Origin of the sequence: Kothea flammea (assembly GCF_052161645.1) — a bacterium.
GTDB lineage: Bacteria > Planctomycetota > Planctomycetia > Pirellulales > Pirellulaceae > Laterigemmans.
On the sequence record NZ_CP197414.1, the window covers coordinates 644,897 to 666,862 of the forward strand.

12 protein-coding genes and 1 pseudogene are annotated in these 21,966 nt (G+C 54.4%); 4 read left to right on the forward strand and 9 right to left on the reverse strand.

Features of this window, described 5'->3' with window-relative positions; translation table 11 throughout:
- Positions 1-35 precede the first annotated feature (35 nt).
- Positions 36-518 (forward strand): annotated as a pseudogene (locus SH139x_RS02170) (MBL fold metallo-hydrolase); the annotation flags it as partial.
- 250 nt (positions 519-768) lie between these two features.
- Here SH139x_RS02170 and SH139x_RS02175 read toward each other — a convergent pair.
- Positions 769-4,254: a mechanosensitive ion channel domain-containing protein gene (locus tag SH139x_RS02175; protein WP_488353648.1), complete on the reverse strand. Its 3,486-nt coding sequence runs from the start codon at positions 4,252-4,254 to the stop codon at positions 769-771.
- Positions 4,255-4,371: 117 nt separating this feature from the next.
- On the opposite strand from SH139x_RS02175, the gene SH139x_RS02180 reads away from it, so the two are divergent.
- Complete coding sequence (locus SH139x_RS02180) at positions 4,372-6,099, forward strand: bifunctional aminoglycoside phosphotransferase/ATP-binding protein (RefSeq protein ID WP_488353649.1); 1,728 nt, start codon at positions 4,372-4,374, stop codon at positions 6,097-6,099.
- 50 nt (positions 6,100-6,149) lie between these two features.
- Positions 6,150-7,145 (forward strand): exo-alpha-sialidase, encoded by a 996-nt coding sequence (locus SH139x_RS02185; RefSeq protein ID WP_488353650.1) that lies wholly within the window; start codon positions 6,150-6,152, stop codon positions 7,143-7,145.
- Between the two features lie 59 nt (positions 7,146-7,204).
- Here SH139x_RS02185 and SH139x_RS02190 read toward each other — a convergent pair whose 3' ends face one another.
- A complete protein-coding gene (locus SH139x_RS02190) occupies positions 7,205-8,305 on the reverse strand; it encodes a PLP-dependent cysteine synthase family protein (protein ID WP_488353651.1) in 1,101 nt (366 codons plus the stop codon).
- A gap of 190 nt (positions 8,306-8,495) precedes the next feature.
- Here SH139x_RS02190 and SH139x_RS02195 point away from each other — a divergent pair, with 190 nt between their 5' ends.
- Complete coding sequence (locus SH139x_RS02195; protein ID WP_488353652.1) at positions 8,496-8,879, forward strand: hypothetical protein; 384 nt, start codon at positions 8,496-8,498, stop codon at positions 8,877-8,879.
- Between the two features lie 8 nt (positions 8,880-8,887).
- Here SH139x_RS02195 and SH139x_RS02200 read toward each other — a convergent pair whose 3' ends face one another.
- The 7 genes from SH139x_RS02200 to SH139x_RS02230 form a co-directional block, all read right to left on the reverse strand.
- Entirely contained in the window at positions 8,888-9,373 is a 486-nt protein-coding gene (locus SH139x_RS02200) for a bacterioferritin (RefSeq protein WP_488353653.1), read from the reverse strand.
- Positions 9,374-9,540: 167 nt separating this feature from the next.
- Positions 9,541-10,386 (reverse strand): phosphatidylinositol-specific phospholipase C/glycerophosphodiester phosphodiesterase family protein, encoded by an 846-nt coding sequence (locus SH139x_RS02205; protein ID WP_488353654.1) that lies wholly within the window; start codon positions 10,384-10,386, stop codon positions 9,541-9,543.
- A gap of 170 nt (positions 10,387-10,556) precedes the next feature.
- A complete protein-coding gene (locus tag SH139x_RS02210; protein ID WP_488353655.1) occupies positions 10,557-16,601 on the reverse strand; it encodes an amino acid adenylation domain-containing protein in 6,045 nt (2,014 codons plus the stop codon).
- A 51-nt stretch (positions 16,602-16,652) separates the two neighbouring features.
- Complete coding sequence (locus SH139x_RS02215; protein WP_488353656.1) at positions 16,653-18,329, reverse strand: GumC family protein; 1,677 nt, start codon at positions 18,327-18,329, stop codon at positions 16,653-16,655.
- A 33-nt stretch (positions 18,330-18,362) separates the two neighbouring features.
- Positions 18,363-19,559 carry a glycosyltransferase gene (locus SH139x_RS02220; protein WP_488353657.1) on the reverse strand — a complete coding sequence of 399 codons (1,197 nt, stop codon included), beginning with the start codon at positions 19,557-19,559 and terminating at the stop codon, positions 18,363-18,365.
- A gap of 3 nt (positions 19,560-19,562) precedes the next feature.
- Positions 19,563-20,636 carry a glycosyltransferase family 4 protein gene (locus tag SH139x_RS02225; protein ID WP_488353658.1) on the reverse strand — a complete coding sequence of 358 codons (1,074 nt, stop codon included), beginning with the start codon at positions 20,634-20,636 and terminating at the stop codon, positions 19,563-19,565.
- Positions 20,633-21,964 (reverse strand): hypothetical protein, encoded by a 1,332-nt coding sequence (locus tag SH139x_RS02230; protein WP_488353659.1) that lies wholly within the window; start codon positions 21,962-21,964, stop codon positions 20,633-20,635. The genes SH139x_RS02225 and SH139x_RS02230 overlap by 4 nt, the downstream gene beginning before the upstream one ends.
- Positions 21,965-21,966 lie beyond the last annotated feature (2 nt).

A 21,966-nucleotide genomic window follows, 5' to 3' on the forward strand; every position in this document is an offset into this window, starting at 1 on the left:
GTGTTGTCGAGGACGTCTATCGCATTCGTTTGGGTGTGGTCAACGCGTTTTTAATCGCGCGGGCTGGACACCTGACGTTGGTTGACTGCGGCTATCCGGGGCATACGGGAAAGCTGGGCGATGCCCTCAGTTCACTCGGGTTTGGCTGGCAAGACCTGCGTCACGTCCTGATTACTCATTGCCATCCAGATCATGCCGGTTCATTGGCTGCGGTCCAAAGCTTGGCTCCGCAAGCAACGACCTACATGCATGCCGAAGATGCTGCATTGGTTCGCAAAGGCATTTCGATGTCGCCCGATCGCCCTTTAAAGGCATCGCCCGGTTTGCACAACAAGTTGTTGTTTTACGGTTTTGTGCGCAACGCCTCCCCTCGTATCGAACCGGCTCGCGTTGATCGTGAAGTGTATGACACGCAGTGCTTGCCAATCGCTGGGGGGATCTCCGTGATTCATTCCCCCGGGCACACTCGCGGGCATGTCTGCTTTTTGTGGCACGGCAAGGGAGGAGTATTGTTTGCCGGTGACGTGGCCGCTTGCATGTGGGGGCCCAGCTACTCGATTGCCTATGAAGACTTTGAGCGAGCGAAACAGACGTTATGTGAGTTGGGGCAACATCCCTTTGAGTGCGTTTGTTTTGGGCATGGCAATTCCTTGTTGCGTTCGGCCAACCGCCGTTGGAGCAAACATTTCGTTCGCGAACGCAACAGCCGTTTGGTACCCGCTGCCGAGGGTTTGGCAATCCGGCAACCTCTGACGCGACAAGTTGCCGCTAAGCCAGAGGAGGTGACGAAGGCTGTGGACCTTGGGGAGCATTGGACCGGCCATCATTGGCTTGAGGAACATTGGCGACAGCTGGAAATCCCTCTGGCAGAGACCGCACATGGAGGTCGCGTTGCGGAAAGGCAATTTCAATTCCCGCCACTTTGAAGCGATCGTTGATCATCGTATGCATTTCGTGAATCACTTTCAGCCGGCCATCTAAGTTCGCAAGGTAGCATCGCAGTACTAAATTCAATGTCGAGTCACCGAAGCCTTCGAATGTGATGATCGCACTCGGGTCGCGCAGCACTGCTGGATGTTCTCGACAGATTGCTTCCAGAATTTGACACGCTTCCCGGGTGTCGGCACCATAAGCAATACCGACTTCGATGACGACTCGGTTGGTGGTGTCGGTGAGTGTCCAATTAACGAAGCGTCCGGTGATAAAATCGCGGTTGGGGATGACAAATTCTTGTCTGTCCCAGTTGGTAATCGTGGTCGCTCGCATCCGAATGCGGGAGACGACTCCGGTGGTGCCGTCCAGGGTCACGATATCGCCAACGCGGATCGGTTGTTCAAATAGCAAGATAACGCCGCTAATGAAGTTGGCGAAGATTTCTTGGAGGCCAAAGCCGAGTCCCACGCCGAGGCCAGCCACCAGCCACTGAATGCTGTCCCAACGGAGCCCCAGCGTGCTGGCCGTTATGACTAAACCGATGCCGGCAATAGCGTAACTGGTGAGGGTGGTGATGGCGTAGCGGACAGCATTTTCCAGCGGCAGGCGTTGCAGGAGGGCTGTTTCCAACAAGCCGGGCGCGTTTCGTACTAAGATGACTGTCAAAATTAGTATTGGTAGCGCGGCTAGAATGTTTGCCAAAGTCACAATGTCAGTTGTGCCATCTGCTGCCGTAAGAGTCCACAATTCAAAACGTTGTAGAAAACCAAGCGCTGGCAAGACGGGATTCCAGATCCAATACAAGCCTAGCAGAATTCCAAAGAACATGGATGCCACGATCAGGCGGCGAGTCTGTTCGTTGATGATGGAGATGTCGGCCTGTTTGTCGTCAGTCACTTCGATGGGAGCGCCAGACGTGGGAGTTGACCCCTCTTTGTTGGCCCCACGTTCCTTAAGTTGCTTTAGTAACAACCGCCGTCGCGAGACGGTTAACCATCGCATCGCGAGTCCGAAGAGGGCGGAAATCAATATAAACAACCAAATCGTGCTGTAGAGCCGAAAGGCCAGTTGATTGGCTGAGTAGGTGTAGCCCAGGAATGTCAACACAGCCAGCCCCAGCGGCACTGCGACGATGGCGGGATGCCAGACCCATCGCAACTTGTCTATCCAGCCACCGGGATTCTCCGCGATCAAGACGACCATTGCACCACGACGCGGGTGGGCTAAACGCCACAGCAATAAGCTGGCAATGATCGTCAACGCCATGAAGATTAGCCGCGCTAAACTGCTGGTACCCGCTCCGCTCCGTACAGGGTCTGAGACTGATAGTAACCGCCACAGAAAAATCAGCGGCAGGACTCCCAATTCCATCCAAAACACAATCGAGCGCATTGGTTTGGTGGCGCTTGGAGGCCAATTGAAGTGCGCCATGGCCACTCCGCAAGGGCGAATGAATTGACGCAAAAACTCTAGTGGCAAAATCATGGCTGCCACCATCGACAACGCCTCGCCAAAGGCCAGTACAATGCTGTCTTCGGAGCCCGAATACTTTAGCATCTGCCCCGGCATGCCAACCGCCAATGAGAAAGGCAACGATAACATGACGATTGCCAACATGGCGTCGAAGGTTGGCCGCATGTTCAAAGCGGTCTGCTTGCGAGTCTCCTCCGCTTGCCGCGAGATCGCTCGCGAAAACCACGGGCGGGCAGCAAACAGCAATGTTAGGGCGAGTAACCAAACGCCGACTAGCACAGTTTGGCGGCTCAAGAACAGTCGCACCGCGGCGTATAATTCCCGTAGATGCTCTAGACGGAATAAATCAACGGCCGCTTGCCAAGCCATTGGCAGATCACTCATGCTTAGCGATCTTTGATCGCGCACCCACAGTAGATGCTCATCGATCAACGTTTCATACTCAATGGTCGTATTAATTAACGAACTCAAGGTGACGCTGTAAGGAATTAGCGTGGACTCAAGTAGCCGCTCCGCATCGCTGGCAAATTGCTGCAAGATGCTCTTCTGTTTTGCGGCAAGCGTCGTTGCCGAAGCATCGCTAAGTTTCTGCGGTTCGGGTAGTTCGTCTCGCAGCATGCGGATTAAGGTGAGCGTCTCCTGAACCTCCTCCAACTCCACCGTGAGCTTTGTTTGTGCGTCATAGAGCTTTGTTGAATCCGGTAGCTCACTTTTTTTGATCTGCAGCAGCATTCCCACGCCCCGACTGAGCCCGCGACCTGTCTTTAAATCGGTTTCGACATTGCTGGAGGTGTTGGCAAAGTCCGCTTCGAGCTTCTGATTAACTTCGCGTTGTTTCAGCAGTTGTGCTTCCAACCGTTGGCTAGCGTCAACTAATTCAGGCCACTTTTTAATGAGTTCCAAAAATGTTGTTTGAAAGTTGTCTTGATAGCCCGCAGGCGAAGGCTGGTCAGCGACTAAGTCACGGACCTCCCTGATTTGCCGCTGCACAATCTCCTTCTTTTGCTGGCTGAGAGTTTGCGACAGCGCGCCGAGTCGCTGCTTGACCAACTCAATCGTCTCTTGCAGTCGCTCTTGGCTGAGGGCCAGCAGCGGGGCTTCTGCTTCGTAGCTACGTTTCTTTTGCTGGCTGAGCGCCAAAGCGGTTTGGCTGGCTCGCAACTGAGCGGCTTGGGCCAGCTTTTGAGACTGGACCAAAGCTTGGTTGGCATCTTCGGGAGCGGTCACCGGTGTGCTCTGCAAATCGCTGATCTGTTTCTGCAGATCGGCGATTCGTTGCGGCAACAGCTTGGTTTCCTCACTCCGCACACGGATGGTCTCTTCGATCGTGGCTGCACGCTGCGTTAGCGTTTCAAGTCGCTCTTCGGTCTCGCTTTTTAGTGTTTGCAGCTCTTCGAAAGCGGTCTTATCATCAAACGAGGATAGCTCAAGGTCGATCGCATTCTTGTTTGCTTCCACCATTGTCTGGCGTCGCTCGGCTGCTGTTTCCGCATTGGCTGTTAATTTTTCCAGCAGTTCCTCGTCAGCCTTTAGTTGTTGCAATTGAGTGCGGGCAGCTTCGTATTGTTTTACGATCGCCGCTCGTTCCTCCTCGCTCAGACTTTCATCCTTGCCGAAGGCCGCTAATGTTTCCTCAATCTCTGACAACGATGGTAATGTCGGCGGCGTCGGGGCCAGCGACTCTTCTTCAGGAACTGTTGCGGCATCTTTGGCTTCCGCATCAGCAGAGGCCGCACTGGTTTCTTGTGAAGCACTGTCTTGTTGGGCGATTCCGGGCACTTGCAGGACGAATGCCACCGTGATCAAGGCTAAGGCGGAGAGGAGTCGGTGGTGGCAGGCAGCAAGCATATTTGGTGGTCGACTCTTTGAGTAAAGTAATTTGTGCCGATAATATCTCTACAATAGCTGATGATCCAGCGCATCCGAGGCGTTTTTCGCCAACCTTCCGGGAGGACCCCCCGCCGTATGATTGATGAACTTCGCGATTATTTACATAACCAATATTTAAATGGCCAAACCGATTTGCCCGGCCAGGCCAACCACCAATCGCTTGGCCAAGACCAGCCCACCAAGCCGCACCAGCCCAGCAAGCCACGTAGTCTTGATGATCCCCACCCGCCGAATGGATCTCAGGAGGACTGTGTCCAGTTGCATGAAACTCATATCTCCTGGGTTCTGGTGACTCCTGAAATTGCTCTGAAGATAAAAAAGCCGCTGAAAAATCCATTTCTCGATTATCGCTCGCTCGCTCAGCGTCTTGAGGCTTGTCTGGCTGAATTGAGTTTGAATCAACGTTACGCGAGCAAGTTGTATCAAGCCGTTGTGGCGATTCGGCGGACAACCGAGGGGCTGGTCGTCAAACCAATTTTTGGCCTCGGTGCAACTGCTTCAAGTCCGCCCGATCTGAATGACTTGCCCCCCGGTACGATCGATGTCGCTGTGCAGATGCAGGCTTTTCCAGATGGTGCGCTGCTAGCGAGCCAGCTGGCGGAACAGGAGGTGACTCCGGAGCAAATCGATCAATTTGCCACGCATCTGGCCGATTTTCATCGTCGCGCGGAAGCCGTCCACGCAGCGGCAAACTGGGGGGATGCTGATATCGTTTATGAAGATCAGTTTGATAATATCGAATATTTGACCACGTGTTCCCAACTGCCAACAAGCTTGCAAAATGATCTAGAGCGTATCAGCCGATGGCAACATCAGCTCGACCAGTCGCTTCGTGAGGTTTTTAAGCAGCGGCGGGAAGCTGGCTTCGTGCGAGCTTGCCACGGTGATTTGCACTTGGAAAACGTGGTGCTTTGGGATGACGAATTGATCCCTTTCGATGGGATTGAGTTCAGTGAGCGCCTGCGGTGGATTGATATTCAATCCGATGCATCATTCACCATCATGGACCTGCATGCCCATGGTTATCACGCGATCGCCCATCGATTCGCGAACAGCTATTTCGAGGCCACGGGGGACTATCAGGGGTTGCAAGTCACCCGCTGGTATCAAATTTATCGAGCGCTAGTGCGAGCAAAAGTGGGGGCAATTCGAGCGACCCAGCAGCACGATTCAGGAGTGGTGGCGGAAGAACGTGAGTGCTGGCGCGAAGTCGGCCATTTCCTCCAAGTCGCCGCCGAGCTGAGCGAACCCCAGAAGCCCATGTTGGCGATTACTTTTGGCCTCAGCGGGAGCGGCAAGACTTTTGGCAGTCAACGTTACGTTGATCAACAAGGGTTCGTGCGAGTTCGTTCCGACGTGGAGCGCAAACGTTTGTTTGCTGGTCGGAATGATACCTTGTTATCTCCAAAGACCGCGGAGCGACAACAAAAGGAGTCCGGTGGGGAGCCACCTGCCGATCTCTACAGTCCCGCAGCCACGCGGCAAACTTATGATCGATTGGCAATGATCGCGCGGCTTGGTATTGAGCAAAACGTACCGATGCTGGTTGATGCGACGTTTCTCCGCCGCCAAGATCGCGACCAATTTCGTCGCTTGGCTGCGGAGTTGGGTGTGCCATTTCGCCTTCTCGCCTTCACCGCTGATCCCGATACGCTAAGGAAACGCCTGCGGCAGCGTGCGGAGCGCGGGGACGATGCGTCCGATGCCGATCTCCAGGTGTTGCAACAACAGCTCGAACGCATTGAACCTTTGACCGCGGAGGAGCAAGCTTGTGTGGTATCATCTGGACAAGCATTGCAATAAGCGATGCCTGCGGAGAACAAGGACAATCCCTTTTAATGAGGTGTGATAACATGCGATTTTTGCTCGTTTTGGCTGCGATTTTTAGCTTGACGGATCATTTGCCGGCGGCCGATGAGGCGAAGATTCTTGAGGTGCAAAAAATTTGGGACCAGGCACCGCACAATGCATTTACCGACTTGGTGCGTTTTCAAGATCGCTGGTTTTGTGTTTTTCGTGAGGGACAAGGGCATGTTTCCCCCGACGGGGCGCTCCGCGTGATCAGCTCCCTCGATGGTCAGCAGTGGGAGTCGGCAGCGTTGTTGACATCCACCGACGCGGACTTGCGAGATGCAAAAATCACGATCACCCCCAGCGGGCAATTAATGCTCAGCGGTGCCGGCGCGCTGCACGATCGCTCACAGCACTCCCACCAGTCGCTGGTTTGGTTCTCAGACGATGGCTTTAAATGGTCCGCCGCCACCGAGATCGGTGACCCTAATTTTTGGCTGTGGAGAACTACTTGGCACGCCGGACAAGCTTATTCGATGGGTTACGAATGCGGGCCAGAAAAGTCTTTGAGGCTCTATCAAAGTGATGATGGCAAACAGTTTGACACCGTGGTCGAGTCATTGTTGGACGAGGGGTATCCGAACGAAACAGCGATTGTCTTCAGTGATAACACCGCCTATTGTTTGCTCAGGCGCGATGGCCCTCCTGCCAATGGTATGCTGGGGGTCGCCCAGCCTCCGTACGCGGATTGGCAATGGCATGACGTGGGTGTCAAGATCGGTGGCCCTCAAATGATACAGCTCGCCGACGGCAGATTTCTGGCCGCCGTGCGTTTGTATGATAAATCCGTTCGCACGTCGCTGTGCTGGATCGACACGCAGACTGGCAATTTGAGCGAATGCCTAGCGTTGCCCAGTGGTGGCGATACCAGCTACGCGGGAATGGTCGAGCATGGCGGCGAAGTTTGGGTGAGTTACTACTCGTCACACGAAGGCAAGACGAGTATCTATCTGGCCCGAGTTCAGTTAGCTGATCCCGTGCAAGGGAACGGTGGCTAGCGACAAAACCGCATAACGGTTATGCGCCGTGATTAGCTGGGAGATGCTAGAAATCGTCCTCATGATTCGTCAGCCAGCGCGCAAAGCTGTTGACAAGTATCATCGTCCCAGTGGCCCAGGTCGAGGAACTCTTGCACAAACTGGCAATAAGGCTTTGTCTCAATGCCTTCCTGCGCCAGCCAAGCGTGGTTGTAGTAAGTTTGCAAATACCGTTCGCCAGCGTCGCAGATGATGCTCACCACGCTGCCACGCTGGCCTCGTTGTCGCATTTCTGAAATTAGCTGGAAGGAGGCCCAAAGGTTGGTGCCGGTGGAACCGCCGCACTTGCGATCGAGCAGCGGTTCAATCGCGTGAATCGCACCAAATGAAGCGGCGTCGGGAACGCGAATCATGTGATCAATCACGCTGGGAATAAACGACGGTTCCACCCGCGGCCGTCCCACGCCTTCCACGCGGGATGGCAGCTCGCTGCGGAGCCTCGGATTCGCGGAGTGGAAATAGTCAAAAAATACCGACCGCTCTGGATCCGCGACACAGAGTTTGGTGTTCAGTTTTTGGTAGCGGATGTAGCGGCCGATGGTGGCTGAGGTCCCGCCCGTGCCAGCACCGACGACAACCCAGGTCGGTTCTGGAAAAGGTTCTCGTTGCATTTGCCGGAACAGCGATTCGGCAATGTTGTTGTTACCACGCCAATCGGTAGCCCGTTCCGCGTACGTAAATTGGTCCATGTAATACCCGCCCATCTCGGCCGCCAAATCGGCTGCTGCTTGGTACATGTCACCGCCCGGTTCGAGGTGACAGTGCCCGCCGAGGAATTGAATCTTGTGGATTTTCTCCCGCGAAGTGGAGGCGGGAATCACTGTGTGGAAGGGCAAGTCGAGCAGCTTCGCAAAGTAGGCTTCGCTGATTGCCGTGCTGCCCGACGAAGCTTCGATCACGGGCGTCCCCTCGTTGATCCAGCCGTTGCAGATGGCGTAGAGAAACAGCGAGCGAGCCAAGCGGTGCTTGAGACTCCCCGAGGGGTGAATCGATTCGTCCTTGAGGTAAAAATCGATTCCGTCGCAGCCGGGCAGGGGGACGCGAATTAAGTGCGTATCGGCCGAGCGGTTGAAATCGGATTCAATTCGGGAGATGGCGTCGTGGACCCAAGCGTTTGACATTGATGGTTACGGGGATTTTTAGGGAGCAGCAGGCAAAGAGGGGAGGCTTGGCCCCATTGTAGAGCAATGCTGAAAAAAATCTTCCCAACTTTTCCTCGACTTGTGACCAGAGGTGTCACGGCGGTCGCGAATAATGGATTGGAAACAGCAATTCTGCTTCCCGATATCACGCTATAGGAGGCACACGACCATGGTCAAGGCTACTGGAAAACTGCGAACATTTGATGTGGAACTACGCCAGCAAGGGTGCGATCCCCGTTTGGTGGCAACCGACGTCTCGATTGACGAAGCGCGTTCGATGTGCCGCGAGCTGGTGGGGCCATCGGCTCACGCGGTCGTCCGGCCCCGCAAAGATGAGGGGACCGCAGTCGCTGTCGAACTTCCCAAATATTCGATCTGGTTGTGGAATGATTCCAAACTGCGTTGGGAAAGAATCCAGCGTCGGCAAGAGATGACGCTGGAGCAAGCAACCAATTGGCTGCAGCAGTGCAAGGCAACGCTGCGCGATCGCTTAACCCTAGTCGCGCCGGCGCATCTGGCCAATCCGGCCGAGATGCTCCGGCACGCGAAATGAGTGACGATTTATTCGCCGGCCTCACCGGGGGCCGAAATGTGTTTGGAAATATAGGCCGGCTCGCCCATGCGTTTGATTAAGTCCAATTGCAAGTCCAGCCAAGACATGTGCCCTTCCTCATCAAGGGCAATGCGTTCGAACAGCATGCGCGAGCCGATGTCACCATCGGCAGCCGCCTGTTGAGAAGCCTGCACATAAAACACAATCGCTTCCCGTTCATCTTTGAGATCGGACTCGAACAATTCGACCAAGTTGTTGGCGCGAGCTGGCATCTTGGCGAGTTTCAACTCGGGATCACCTTTAAGGAAAATAATTCTTTCCATAAAGTCATTGGAATGGCCCAGCTCTTCTTGCATCTCCTCTCGCATTTTCATTGCCAGCCGATCCATCCCCCAGTCGTCAAGCACACCCGCATGCAATTGGTATTGATGCGTGGCCGTCAGTTCCATTGCCAAAGCAGTTTGCAGATTCTTTAGTGTTGCTTCGTGTGCCATATTTAAACTCCTGGTAAATGCTAAGTTGTGACACTTGTATTGTTCCCGCTTGACAACCGCTAGCAAGGCCCTGACGCTGAGCGGTACTTTAAAGTCAGCTTTGGCTTCGCGAAGGGTCGAGCAAACGCAGTTTTGATGGAGCGAGAGACGACATTTTTTTCCGATTTTTATTTACTCAAATGCATTCGCAGTTCCATCAACTGGTCGGTGTTAATGTGATCGACACCCGCGGTGAGTAAAGCATCCCAAACAACGGGCAGTTCGGGGGTTGCCCAAAATCTTACGCGACGTCCAGCCGCGTGGGCTTGCTCGACAATCTGCCGCAGACGCTGGCGTTCTTGCGCGGGGAATTCGCCTTGCCCCCGCCAGCGGAAATGTGTTGGCCAGCGGTCACTGATCATTGGCATGAGGTCGGCCGATAGGGGTGAATCGAGGTCGCTCAAGCGGCCATCAATGCCCACCAAGCGTTCAGGATCGGCTTGAATCGCAGCGATCGGACGGTCCCCAGAGATAATGATTTGCACCGCGGCGGAGGGGCGGCCGTCAGTGCCAAGCGGGCCAGCGGCATGTGGTACGAGCATTTCTCGGTAACGTGTCAATTGTTTCGTTAGGGCTTCATAGGTGGCGGCCCCTGCGGATTTGAAATCAATCAGCAACGTGAACTGGGGGCCTTGCAGATAGACCCGTCCGCCCATCTCGCGGATGCGTTCGTGTAGGGGCTGCAAATATAAAGCCTCGAGTGTTCGCTGCGGAGATAATTCGCTCGGCTCGTGAGCCACCAGCAGCTCGCCGTTTACCAAGAAAATATCCGCTTCCACACTGCAAAATCCTTGCGCTAGAGCATCCATCAGGGGACGAGGATGTTGGTAATCGTTATGCGCGTGTGCTCGGGGTTGAGGACGCACACTAGACGATTGTTGGGCACTGCTATCTTGAGCGAGCAGATGGCGTTCCCATCCGCTTGCCGCTGAGACAAATCCAGCCAGCAAACACAACATCCAACGAAGAATCATCGGGCGGCAAATTATTGCGCGATAACACATCGCGCGAGGGCTCATTATCATGCTCGGCTCTCTTGAACAGTGACAGGTGATCGTAATCGCAAGGCACGATCATCGTAGTCGACCGCAGAGGCTGGCAGAGTCGCTGAGGTTCGTTAATTTTTGCCGCTAATTTTTTGCAGTTAATTCTTGGCGTGGTTTTTTGTGGCCGCTTCTTCGGTCCCCCGCATTGCTTGCCGGAGGTGTTCGGCAAGGCCACTCACTTGCTCGGCGGAGAGCATGTTGGCATGAGCCCCGTCGACTTCCACCATTTCAATTTTCGCCGCGGAAAAGGCTTCTCTCCAGCCCACCAGCGGATCATCTCGCTCTTTGCCAGGCCAGTTCGCTCGTTGCTTGGCTCGATAAAGCGTGCCCGGGCCCAAAGCAGGTTGAGGTTGGTATGCTGCCAAGGCTTCCATATTTGCCGCCGCGACCTTGGCGTAATTTCCGCTCAGGTCGATGATGCGCTCAAGTCGCTGCTCCATGCTGATCCTGTTGAACCGGTATAACATGCCGAACCAGAAAGCTTCCACACGTTCCTTGAGATAGCTCCAGCGTTGCCGACCTTTGCAGGCTGCGGCGTAACGAAAATGGAATGCCACCCGTTGTAACCAAGGCGCGGGAATTGGTAGTCCGGCGGTTGCGTCGATCATCGCGAGCGTTACATGTTCTCCCTCGCGACGCAATCGTTGTGCCAACTCGTAAGCGATTACCCCGCCGAAGGAAAAACCAGCCAAGTGGTATGGGCCTCGCGGGACCGCTTGACGCACCGCACGTAAATAGAATTCGGCAATCTCCTCAATGCTTTCTAGCGGCTCGCGGAGCCCGTCGAGACCCACCGGTTGCACGCCGATGACTGGTCGGTCCTGCCCAATTAATTTGGCCAGTTCGCGAAAGTTGAGTAAGTGACCGTCGATCCCTGGGCAACAAATCAGTGGTGCGGCTGTGCCCCGCGGTGACAATTCAACGATCGAATCCCAGCAAGCGGCTCGCGCTGAATCTTGTTTGCGATACAGCTCTGCCAACGAGGCCACGGTCGGGCAAGCGACCAGCGTGGTGATCGATACCGCCTTGCCGAATGCTTTTTCCATTCGCGAAAAAAGCATCGCCGCTGATAGCGAGTCACCGCCGGCGGCAAAAAAATTGCTTTCGATCGTCAGTGACTTGTTGCCAAGCACCGTCTGCCAAATAGTGAGCAGGCGGGCTTCCAACCGATCAGGTGTGCGGACTGAATGGGATGCGTTCGAAGCGGCTTGTACGGCGTCGCCGGTACCATGCCTTTCAGCACCTTGACTCTGCTGTTCGCTGGTATCGTCGGTCGGTTCCCAGGTGGCCAAACGCTGGCGATCAACTTTGCCAGTGGCGGTCTTGGGAAACTCATCGACAATGTGAATTTGCTGTGGAACCGAGTAGCTCGGCAATCTCATGGCCAAGTAGTGTTTTAGCTCGTCGCAGCTTGCTGATGCTCGATCCGCGATCACATGTGCAATTAAGAGCCCGCCTTGCTGATTTGGTTTGACGTTGACGACAGCTTGGCGAACCGCCGGATAGTGGCTTAATAGAACTTCAATCTCGGTCAGTTCAACGCGGTGGCCACGCAGCTTGATCTGAGTGTCGTTGCGGCTTAGATACTCCAGTTGCCCCTGCCAATTCCAGCAGGCAATGTCGCCGGTACGGTACAAACGTGGAAGCGGCAGTTCTGGAAGGGGATTGGCGATAAATCGTTCTTGGGTGAAGGTATCGTTATGGTAATAGCCATGAGCGAGACATTCGCCTCCCAAATACAATTCACCCGCGACACCTTGGGGAACCAGTTGTTGATGTTGATCTAATACAATCGCCGCGCAATGATCGATGGGCATGCCAATTGGCGGTCGTGCCGGCCAACGTGAAACGTCCGCTTCGAGTTGATATGCAGTCGCTACGTGGGTTTCGGTAGGCCCGTAGTGATTCCACAACCGGCAACCCGGAAGTTGCTCAAAGAATTGACGTACCAGCGGCGTGATTTCTAATCGTTCGCCAGCGGTGATTACCTCCCGCAAACTGGCTTCCCGAGCGTTATCTTGACCCGATTCACACAGGCTGCGGAGGGCAACAAAGGGGAGGAACACTCGTTCAATCCCCGTCGCGACAATGAATTTCCAGAGCTGGTGTAAGTCTCTATATAATGTTTCTTCAATCAGATAGAGCGTGCCACCGCTGCACAGCGTGGCGAAGATCTCTTGAAAAGAAACATCAAAGCTCAATGCGGCGAACTGCAAAGTTTTTGTTTCCGCCTTGGCGGTGGAGTTGTTCAATTGCCAAGCAATTAAGTTGTCCACAGCCCCATGTCGCATTGCCACCCCCTTGGGCGTGCCCGTTGATCCCGAGGTGTAGAGAATGTAGGCCAAATTGTCGGGGCCAAGTGCGGGTTGCGGACAGCGGGTCGAGTGGTCGTCAGCCTCCGCTATTTGATCGAGGCAGAGTATGTGATTGACGGGGAGCTGCGTCTCTGCGGAGTCGAGTAAGCGGCTATCGGTCAGCAGCACTTGGGGTCGGCAGTCAGCAAGAATTTGCTGTTGCCTCAGGCTGGGCAAATTAGGATCAAGCGGAACGTAGGTGCCACCGGCCTTAAGGACGCCCAGCACGGAAATCAACATCTCCGGGGATCGCAACAGGCTGATCGCGACGGGAACATCCGGGCCAATCTCCAATTGCACCAGGCGATTGGCTAATTGGTTGGCCCGTTGATCCAATTGCTCATAGGTTAAAGTTTGATCACCAAAGCGTGCCGCCACCGCGTGACGACACTCTTTCGCTTGCGCAGCAAAACGTTCATGTACAAAGGAGGATGTCGATTTCTCGCGAATAGCAACTACCGCGTGTGCGTCGTCAATCCGCGCGTTGTCGCCCGCGAGCACCAGGGGCTGTTCGTTGTCGGTCAGCAAATCGAGTTGATGAACGAGTCGTTGGGGATTAGCGACCGCGTCCGCCAATAAATTTTGTAGGTGTTCGGCGAAACGTTCAATGCGTTTTTGGTTGAATTGGCCGCACCGGTACTCCAGTTCCAACCTTAAACCTTGGCTGGTCTCTTTGGCGGCGATCAGCAGGTCGAATTTGGCGGTTCCGTTATCGAGTGACAGAGGATTCGCTGGCAAACCTGCTAGTTGCAGCGGGCAGGGGGCAGGCTCAAGCACAAACATGATGCGGAAAGGGTCTTGTCCGGTTGCCTGCGTGGCAAGGATCTCTTTCTTCAGCAATTCGAACGGGTAATTCTTGTGTGCCAAGGCTCCTAGCACTGTTTCCCGAACATCACCTAGCAGTTCAAGAAATGAGCCCGACGCATCGATTTGCGTTCGCATTGGAAGCACATTGATAAAGTAACCCAGCTGATTTTCGGTGTCTAAATCATCGCGTGTGGAGACTGCCGAGCCGACAATCAGGTCTGTTTGCTGCGTGTAACGGTAGAAAGTTGCCTTGATCGCTGCTAACAACGTGATGAATAAGGTGGCTTGGTTGGCAGTGGAGAAGCGACGCAAATCGTCGAGCAACTCAGGATTGATTTCAACAGCCAGTGTTTTACCAGTGGTATCGAACGTGACCGCATGGTCGTTGGGCAACGTCAGGCATGATAAGTCGCCAGCTAATTTTTCCTGCCAGTAACGCCGTTCCTTGGCAAAAGAGGTTGGTGGATAATTCTCCTGTTGCCAGATCGCGTAATTTGCATACTGATGCTCGGGAGGCGGCAGTTGGCACGCAACTTGGTTTCGGCAAGCTTCGTAATAAGCCGCCAATTGCTGGTGGAGCAAAGTGAGAGAATGGCCATCGATGGCGATATGATGAATCACCAATACGAGTCGAAACTCATCCGCAGCACAACGATAGACAGCGGCCCGCAGCGGATAGGATTCGCCGAGGCTGAAGAGCTCTGAAGCAACAGCCACCGCTTGCTCTGAGAAAGCTTGCTCCAACGCTTCGCCGGCAAACTGCGACAGATCGATCACGGGTAAATCAAAATCGACGGGGGCTAAGACAATCTGCTTGAGGCCTTCGTCGGACTCTTGATAAACGGTGCGGAGGATATCGTTACGGTTGACTAATTCGCTGATGGCCTGGCGGAGCGCTCCGCAGTCGAGTTCCCCAGAAATCCGATAGGCCATGGGGACGTTATAGCGAGCCCGGTTTTGGTCCAGGAAGTTGACGACCCACAGTTGCTGTTGATGATAAGAAAGTGGCGCCTCGCTGAGCCGTTCCTTGCTGATGCCGCTGGCTAGGTTGTCTTCTTTTACTTCGGTAGTTGTGGAATCGATCCATTGGGCGAGTTCGATCGTGTTGACCGCTTTCGCGAGGATCTCTGAATAGGCCAATCGCACGCCACATTCTCTGTGAATGCGACTAACCAAAGCAACCGCTAGCAGTGAGTTTCCACCCAAGGCATAAAAGTCATCGCGGGTGTCAATCGCTTTCAAATTCAGCAGTTGGCATAAGATGTTTGCCACGATCGATTCGGTTTTTGAGGCCGGTTGCAGGAGGGTTGCATGATCGCGGGTTATCTCCGGTAGGGGCAGCGAGCCACGGTCAACTTTGCCATTAGCCGTTAGGGGAAATTTGTTAAGTGGGATCAGCGCGGCGGGCAACATGTAGCTGGGCAAGCTTTTGCTCAGCTCAGCATTGAGCTCTATTAAACTGGCATCGGCACCCGCTTGGAAAACAACGTAAGCCAACAAACGAGCTCCGCTTTCCTCTCGGCTGGCGATGACGATTGCCTCGCGAATTCGCGTGTCTTGAAGTAGTTTGTTTTCAATTTCGCCCAATTCGATTCGGTAGCCGCGGATCTTTACTTGATGATCTTTGCGACCTACCAATTCGATCGAACCATCGGGTAAATAACGACAGAGGTCGCCGGTGCGGTACAGGTTGTCAGTTGGAGAAAACGGATCGTTAACGAAGTGCTCGGCTGTCAAATCGGGCCGATTGAGGTAGCCCATGGCCACACCAACTCCAGCGATTCCCAGTTCACCGACCTCGCCGATCGGGCAGAGATTTAGCTCGGAGTCAACAACGTAGCATCGTTGATTCAAAAGTGGTTTGCCATAGGGAATGCTTCGCCACTCGGGAGGCACTTCATCGATGGGATGAATCACGGACCAAATCGATGCCTCGGTGCTGCCGCCCAAAGAAACAAGTTTTGCCTGCGGAGCAATCTGTCGGATCCTCGCCGGCAAGGTGATCGGAATCCAGTCACCACTGAGCATGACCAGTTGCAGGCTGGGGATCGGCTCAGGCTGGTCCAAGAAGGTAACCAGCATCTCCATCAAAGCGGGCACTGAATTCCAGATCGTTACCTGATGCTGTTCGATCAAGTTGAGCCAACTCGCTGGCTCCCTGGCTTGCGTGGCGGTTGGCTGGACGATGGTGCCACCAGCTGCAAAAATGCCAAAGAGATCATAAACGGAGAGGTCAAATCCTAGGGCCGATAGTGCCAGGACGCGATCTTGCGAGCAGATATCGAATCGGTTGTTGATATCTCTAACGGTGTTCGCCGGCCCGCGATGGTCTAACATCACGCCTTTGGGTTTTCCCGTCGAGCCAGATGTGAACAGCACATAGGCGAGGCTATCGGCCGACACTTGCGGTAGGTTTACAGAGGGCGATTCGGGTAGCCCGACCGTTGGAATCTTGGTGATCTGAGTGTGGCCCAGCAGGCATGGTTGATCGATATTGCCAACCACGAACCGCACGTTGGCATCTTGTAAGTAAAATTCGATACGATCAGGTGGGAACGTGTGGTCAAGGGGTAAATAAGCGGCTCCCGCCTTCAGAATCCCGAGGGCTGCCAGAACCGCATCGATGCTGCGGTCGGCAACCACACCCACCACTTCGTTTGGTTTAACTCCGAGCTGGACCAACTGGCAAGCGACGCGTCGGGCCCGTTCATTGAGTTCCGCATAGGTGACTTGTTGATCACCACAAATGATGGCAACGGAGGTCGGTTGCCGCTGGGCTTGAATCTCGACAAACTCGTGCAAGCAGGGCTCGGAGTCCCAGAAGTGTTCCGTGCGGTTCCACTGATCGAGCAATAACGAGCGCTCGGTTGCCGTGACTCGCGCGCAGCGAGCTTCTAACCTCGGGTCGGGTGTTGGAGGAGAGCCGGTTGTGTGGTTGATAAATGAACTGTTCACGGCATTTGCGTCGCGACTTATGAACACTCGAAAGACTCCGTCAGGCAACGCGGCTAGCGGCAAAGAGGCTGATGTTTTTTAGTAAAGTCCGGTGCCTAACATCCTGCGGTTGCTGCGGGTCGCCCGTCTTCGGGAAGGAGGCAATGTTTCGCGTGGCAAAGCGACTTCCGCTGGTGCCAGTTGCGTTCCCGCGTCGGTCCCCAGTGTACCCGCTGCGTTGGCAGCCTGTGCGGCAGCCATGGAAGGGGCGGCCTCAGAGGCTTGTGTTAAGCCGGTCCTTAGGCTGCTGACTGCATTCGCATGTGCAGCAGTCGCGACTGCCTGACGTCTGATTTCCACCATCAAAGCCAATAGCACGCTCAAGAAAGTTCCCGCAGTCATTCCAAAGACCAACGTGAGTGCCAGCTTGGGACTGCTGGGAATCAACGACTGACTCGGGGGTTGCAAGACACTGATGTTCGATACCGCGGACTTGCTCAAGGCGAGGTCCATTCTGGCCTGCTCCGAGCGACGTGCGTAATCTCTGTGGCTGTCGCGGGCCAAGTCTAATTTGCGAGTTAGTTGAGCCAGTGTTAGTTCGTTGGCGTTAATCGTTTGCAGCGCTAGTTTGGCCTCAGCGATTTGTTCTTTTAAAACCGCTTTTTGCACCAGCAGCGAAGCGGCTAAGGCTTGTTGATTTAACATGGCCGCTTCGATTTCGCGGAACGATTCGTTGAGACCGATGGTGACTTGCTTTAAGTCGGCTTCTTGCATGAGAGTTGACTTGGCATCTTTTAATTGCTTTTGCACTTGAACCAGCTCGGGGTGATCTGGTTTAAGACGAGCGATAAGTTCCTTCTCTCGAATTTCCAGATCATAAAGTTGCTCGCGCATCCCCTGGGCGGCACTGCTGGCCAGGCCGGTGGTTTCGCTGAGCTTGATTTGACTTGGTTGCTCGGCCAATAACGAACGACGGATGCGGATGTCTTCGCAAGCGGCCTCATATTTCGTCGATGTTTCCAGGAGGGCGCTTTCGAGGGCGGCAATTTGAGCAATTTGTGCTTGCCGCTGGGGGCCCAAGTCGGAAAGTCCCGAGGAATTTTTAAACTCAAGTAATCCCAATTCCAACTCGTCAACTTGTTGAGCGAGGACGTCAGTTTGCGCAATGAAGAACTGGCTCGAGCCCTCGGATTGATGGACTCTAATTTGAGCATCGATCGAGGCGGTAATGACCGCATCCAGTATTTCGGCAGCCAAATCGGGACTGTTGGTTTCGTACCGCAGCCCAATGATTGCCGTGTTGCGAGGTGAAAACACCTCGAGTTTCTTTTCGAGCGTGGCGATCGCTTTGTCGGAGGGGCTGTCGACGTACGCGGGGCTGAGCGACTTGAGATAGTCGATATCAATCGGAAGCCAACTGGGGCCTTCGTCGTCGGTTTCTCCCAACACGCGTCCCGCGCCCACTTGTTCGACAACTTGTTCCAAAATGGTGCGACTTCGCACCATGGATTGGATGGAGGAGATTTCCTTTTCTCGTGATTCCTGGATGGCGATTGTCTGGCCGGTGGTGACGGTGGGATCAAGACCAATGGTTTCTTTGCCGAGGCGAACAAACAACTGCGCTTCGGAAGTGAACTGTTTTTTGGCAATGAACAGATAACCCACGGCCGCCGCAACCGACAGCACGAAAACGAAGGACATTTTCCACTTGTTTCGCCAAATCGCTTGAATCACATTCAGATGTGGTTGATGATCTGCGTGCTGCGTTTGAATCATAAATCTAACACTCCAACTTGAAATATATCTATTTTAGCTAATGTTGACAGGTTGACGCGGCGCGGATGCTTTGGTGAGCTTTTCGACGGGAGGGCGTGGGATGGCGGAGCGACGTTGAGCGGAAAAGCGTTTCCATTCTGCATCGATGAAGCTGGTAATTTGTTGGCGGAATCTTTCTGGGCGGAAATACTCCGCGTGTTGGCGTGTGGCAGCCAAATCAAAGGAATCAATGTTGTCAGCAAAGTAATCGACGGCGGCCACGATGCTCTCAGGTTGCTGGGCTTCGAAGAAACATCCGGTCACCCCGTCGATGACCGTCTCGAGACTTCCGCCTCGCCCATAGGCAATCACCGGTGTGGCGCAAGCTTGTGCTTCCACCGGCATGATGCCGAAATCTTCTTCCGCCGCAAAAACAAACGCTCGTGCTTGCTGCATGAGAGATTTTAGCTTTTCGTGAGGCTGGTAGCCGAGCATTTCGACGTTGGCGGGACAATTGGACTTTAACTGTTTGTACATCGGGCCGTCGCCGACGACGATCAGTTTGCGGTGCGGCATTTTACGAAACGCCTCGATGACCAAATCGACACGTTTGTAGGGAACCAAGCGAGAGGCGGTAAAATAGTAGTCCGACTTTTCGTAGTTGGCACCAAACCCGTCCACGTCCACTGGTGGGTAAATGACTTCCGCCGTCCGACCGTAACATTTGCGAATGCGATTTGCAATAAAATTGCTATTCGCGATGAAAGCGTCCACGCGGCACGCCGAGGTGTAGTCCCAAGCGCGCATGTAATGCAGGATCCCGCGAATTAAGATGCTTCTCAAGCCCCAGGTTAATTTCGATTCCCGCAAATATTGGTGTTGGAATTCCCAAGCGTATCGAATCGGAGTGTGGACATAGCTAACATGCAGTTGATCAGGCCCACAGAGGACTCCCTTGGCGACCGCGTGATTGGAGGAGATCACGACATCGTATGGGGAGAGGTCCCACTGTTCGATGGCAATCGGCATCAGGGGCAAATAGTGGCGAATCAGCCGACGGGCGAACGGAAGCCGAGCGGCAAAACTGGTCGTCGGCTTCTTGCCGTTCAAAAAGTGTCGATCGGCGTCGGGCAAAAAGTCGGCCACGGCGTACAGATCAGCGGCGGGGTGCATGACCAGCAGTTGCTCGAGCACGCGTTCCGATCCAGCGTAACTTGTCAGCCATTCGTGAATGAGGGCAGTTTTTCTCATAGCTTACTTTACGGTCGCCTCTGTAGGCTGATTCGTTCGCTGAGCGCGCGTTGGGGAGTCTGCAGCGAGATGCAATTTTAATTGGTCGAGCACCGTGGCAACGCGAGTGGCGGTTGCTTCCCAGGTAAAGTTAGCCGCCCGCCGCAACCCACGCGCGATTAATGTTGCTTGCAGCGATTGATCGTGCAGTAGGCTGGCAATTCCCGCCGCGATGCTGGCCGCGTCAATGTTGACTAACTGGGCTGCGTCACCGGCAATTTCTGGCAGTGACGTCACGTTGCTGCAGACGACGGGCGTTCCGCAAGCCATCGATTCGACGACTGGCAATCCAAATCCTTCATAAGCGGAGGCTAAGACAGTGGCTTCCGCGCCGCGATAGGCAGCGGCCAATTGCTCGTCACTCAACTTACCGAGGAACTCTACATGGTCTTGCATACCCAGGGCGTCGACTTGGCTGGCTGTTTCAGCAGTGGCTTCGCCGGAAATGGCTAAACGCAGATCGAACTCGCTGCGCAAGAGGGCGAACGCACGCAGCAGCCCGCCGACGTTCTTGTGCGGTTTTTGATTGCCCACATAGAGCAGATATTTGTGTGATGTTTGCCGCTTTGCCCCAACTGGTGTAAATGCGCTGCCCACACCGTTATAGACGACTTCGACTTGTTCACTGGGAATGCCGGTCCAGGAAATGATCTCTCGCTTGGAATATTCCGAGACAGTCAACACCTTAAAAGCTCTTTTCGCCGCTGGTCGCACGACGCATTGATAGTAGAGTCGCTTTGCCAGTGAGGCTTCGGCGGGATAGTTGACGTGGATCAAATCATGCAAGGTAAAGATAAACGGAGCGGCGGGCCAAAAACGTAGCGTGAGCGGCGGATTAAAACCGGGTGAGAAGAATGCCGTCTGGCTATCGCTGAAGCGGACGCCGAGTCTCAGACAGTCTAACGGGCTGGTGCAGTTTCCGCCCAACGTGGGATGGCTAAGTTGCGGTAGGCGATCGCGCAGTTCGGAGGCGAAGCGACCGATGCCATGCGGTCCGATCCAACGCGAGTCGAAAATAATTTGAGGCTCAGATTTCATTGCACGTTCACCTGTGGCTTAAACAGGCTGACGCGGAAGCGACCGGTCAGGAAACGTGAGCCGCATCCGGCTGCGATGATTGCCAGAATTAGAAATGTGAAAGAGCCGGCGGCAAAGTAATAGGTTCGCCAAAGTTCAAAAAAACCATACAGAACCACGCAGCCGATCAAGCAAAGTAAGTTGTCAGCTCGCCAAAAATAAGTGCCAACCCCGGCCGCTAGAAAGCTTACCCAGGCGATGACTGGAAATGCCCAGAGTCCCAAGTCACCGTACATGTCGACGAAAGCTGAATTGGTCGTAAGCGTTTCGTCAACGTCAACTTCGTCGAGATACCACTGCTCGCCCACGCCGCCGGAATTATCGCCCGCCTTCTCTTCTTCCGGATGAAGAAACGTGGGAGTCACATACTTGATGACGTTGGAGGGTGATCCTCGATGCGGTTGGTAAGCGGCAATGCGGGCGACACCCATGCTGGCTTGAATCGGGGCAGCCAAATATCGCTGACATTCTAAATAGGTCATCGCAACCGGGTTGCTGACGCCGAAGAAATCGCGATAGCTTCCAGCGCTGCGGGCCCAGGTAAAGGTCACAATGCAAACGCTGAGCCCCAGAGTCGTCAACAGAATGGTTCGCCCTTTGACCTGCTGGATCGCATCAAAGCGGATTGCCAAGCCGCCGGCAAAGATAACCGCTTGAGCGATCAACAGCCGGGCGGAGATGGCCGCGGCGGCAAGTAGTAAACAAAAGTTAAGAGCGTCAAGCCAGGAAAATCTACCGAGGAACACCAGACGATACATCGCATAGCCGCCGACCAGTGACGCGGTGTAGCGCAGTGAGTAAAGGTGGTTATAGTTTTCGTAGAGCGAGTCTTTGAGCAAGTTGAATTGCTGAGTCTTGATGAGTTCGACCAAGGAGGTGCCATTACTCAACGCGGCCAGCCAAGCGCCACCAACGCCAATCAAGGCTAAACCGCTGAGCGCTCGGTAAAATCCTTCCGTGTTGATTGCTCCAGCGGCAAGAAATGGCTGCGGTGGAAAGCTTCGCGCGACGAGTTGGCCCAACGCGGCGCAAACAACGATGCAGCCATACCATGCGATCAGGATGAAGAAGTTTGCGAAGGAAAGCTCTTCGCGAATGCGGAAGCCGGCGGCGCCCTCCATCGTGGGGGCCAACCAGAGGACCAGCCCCAGCAACAAGAAAGGCAAAAATACGAGGCAGGGTTGCCAGATCAATACTGCCAGTTGGGCAATCCAATTAACGCGCTGCTCAGGCCAATCCGCGAGCTGCTCAGGCTGGTTCGATGCGATCGGCAACGGAGTGGAATTCATGT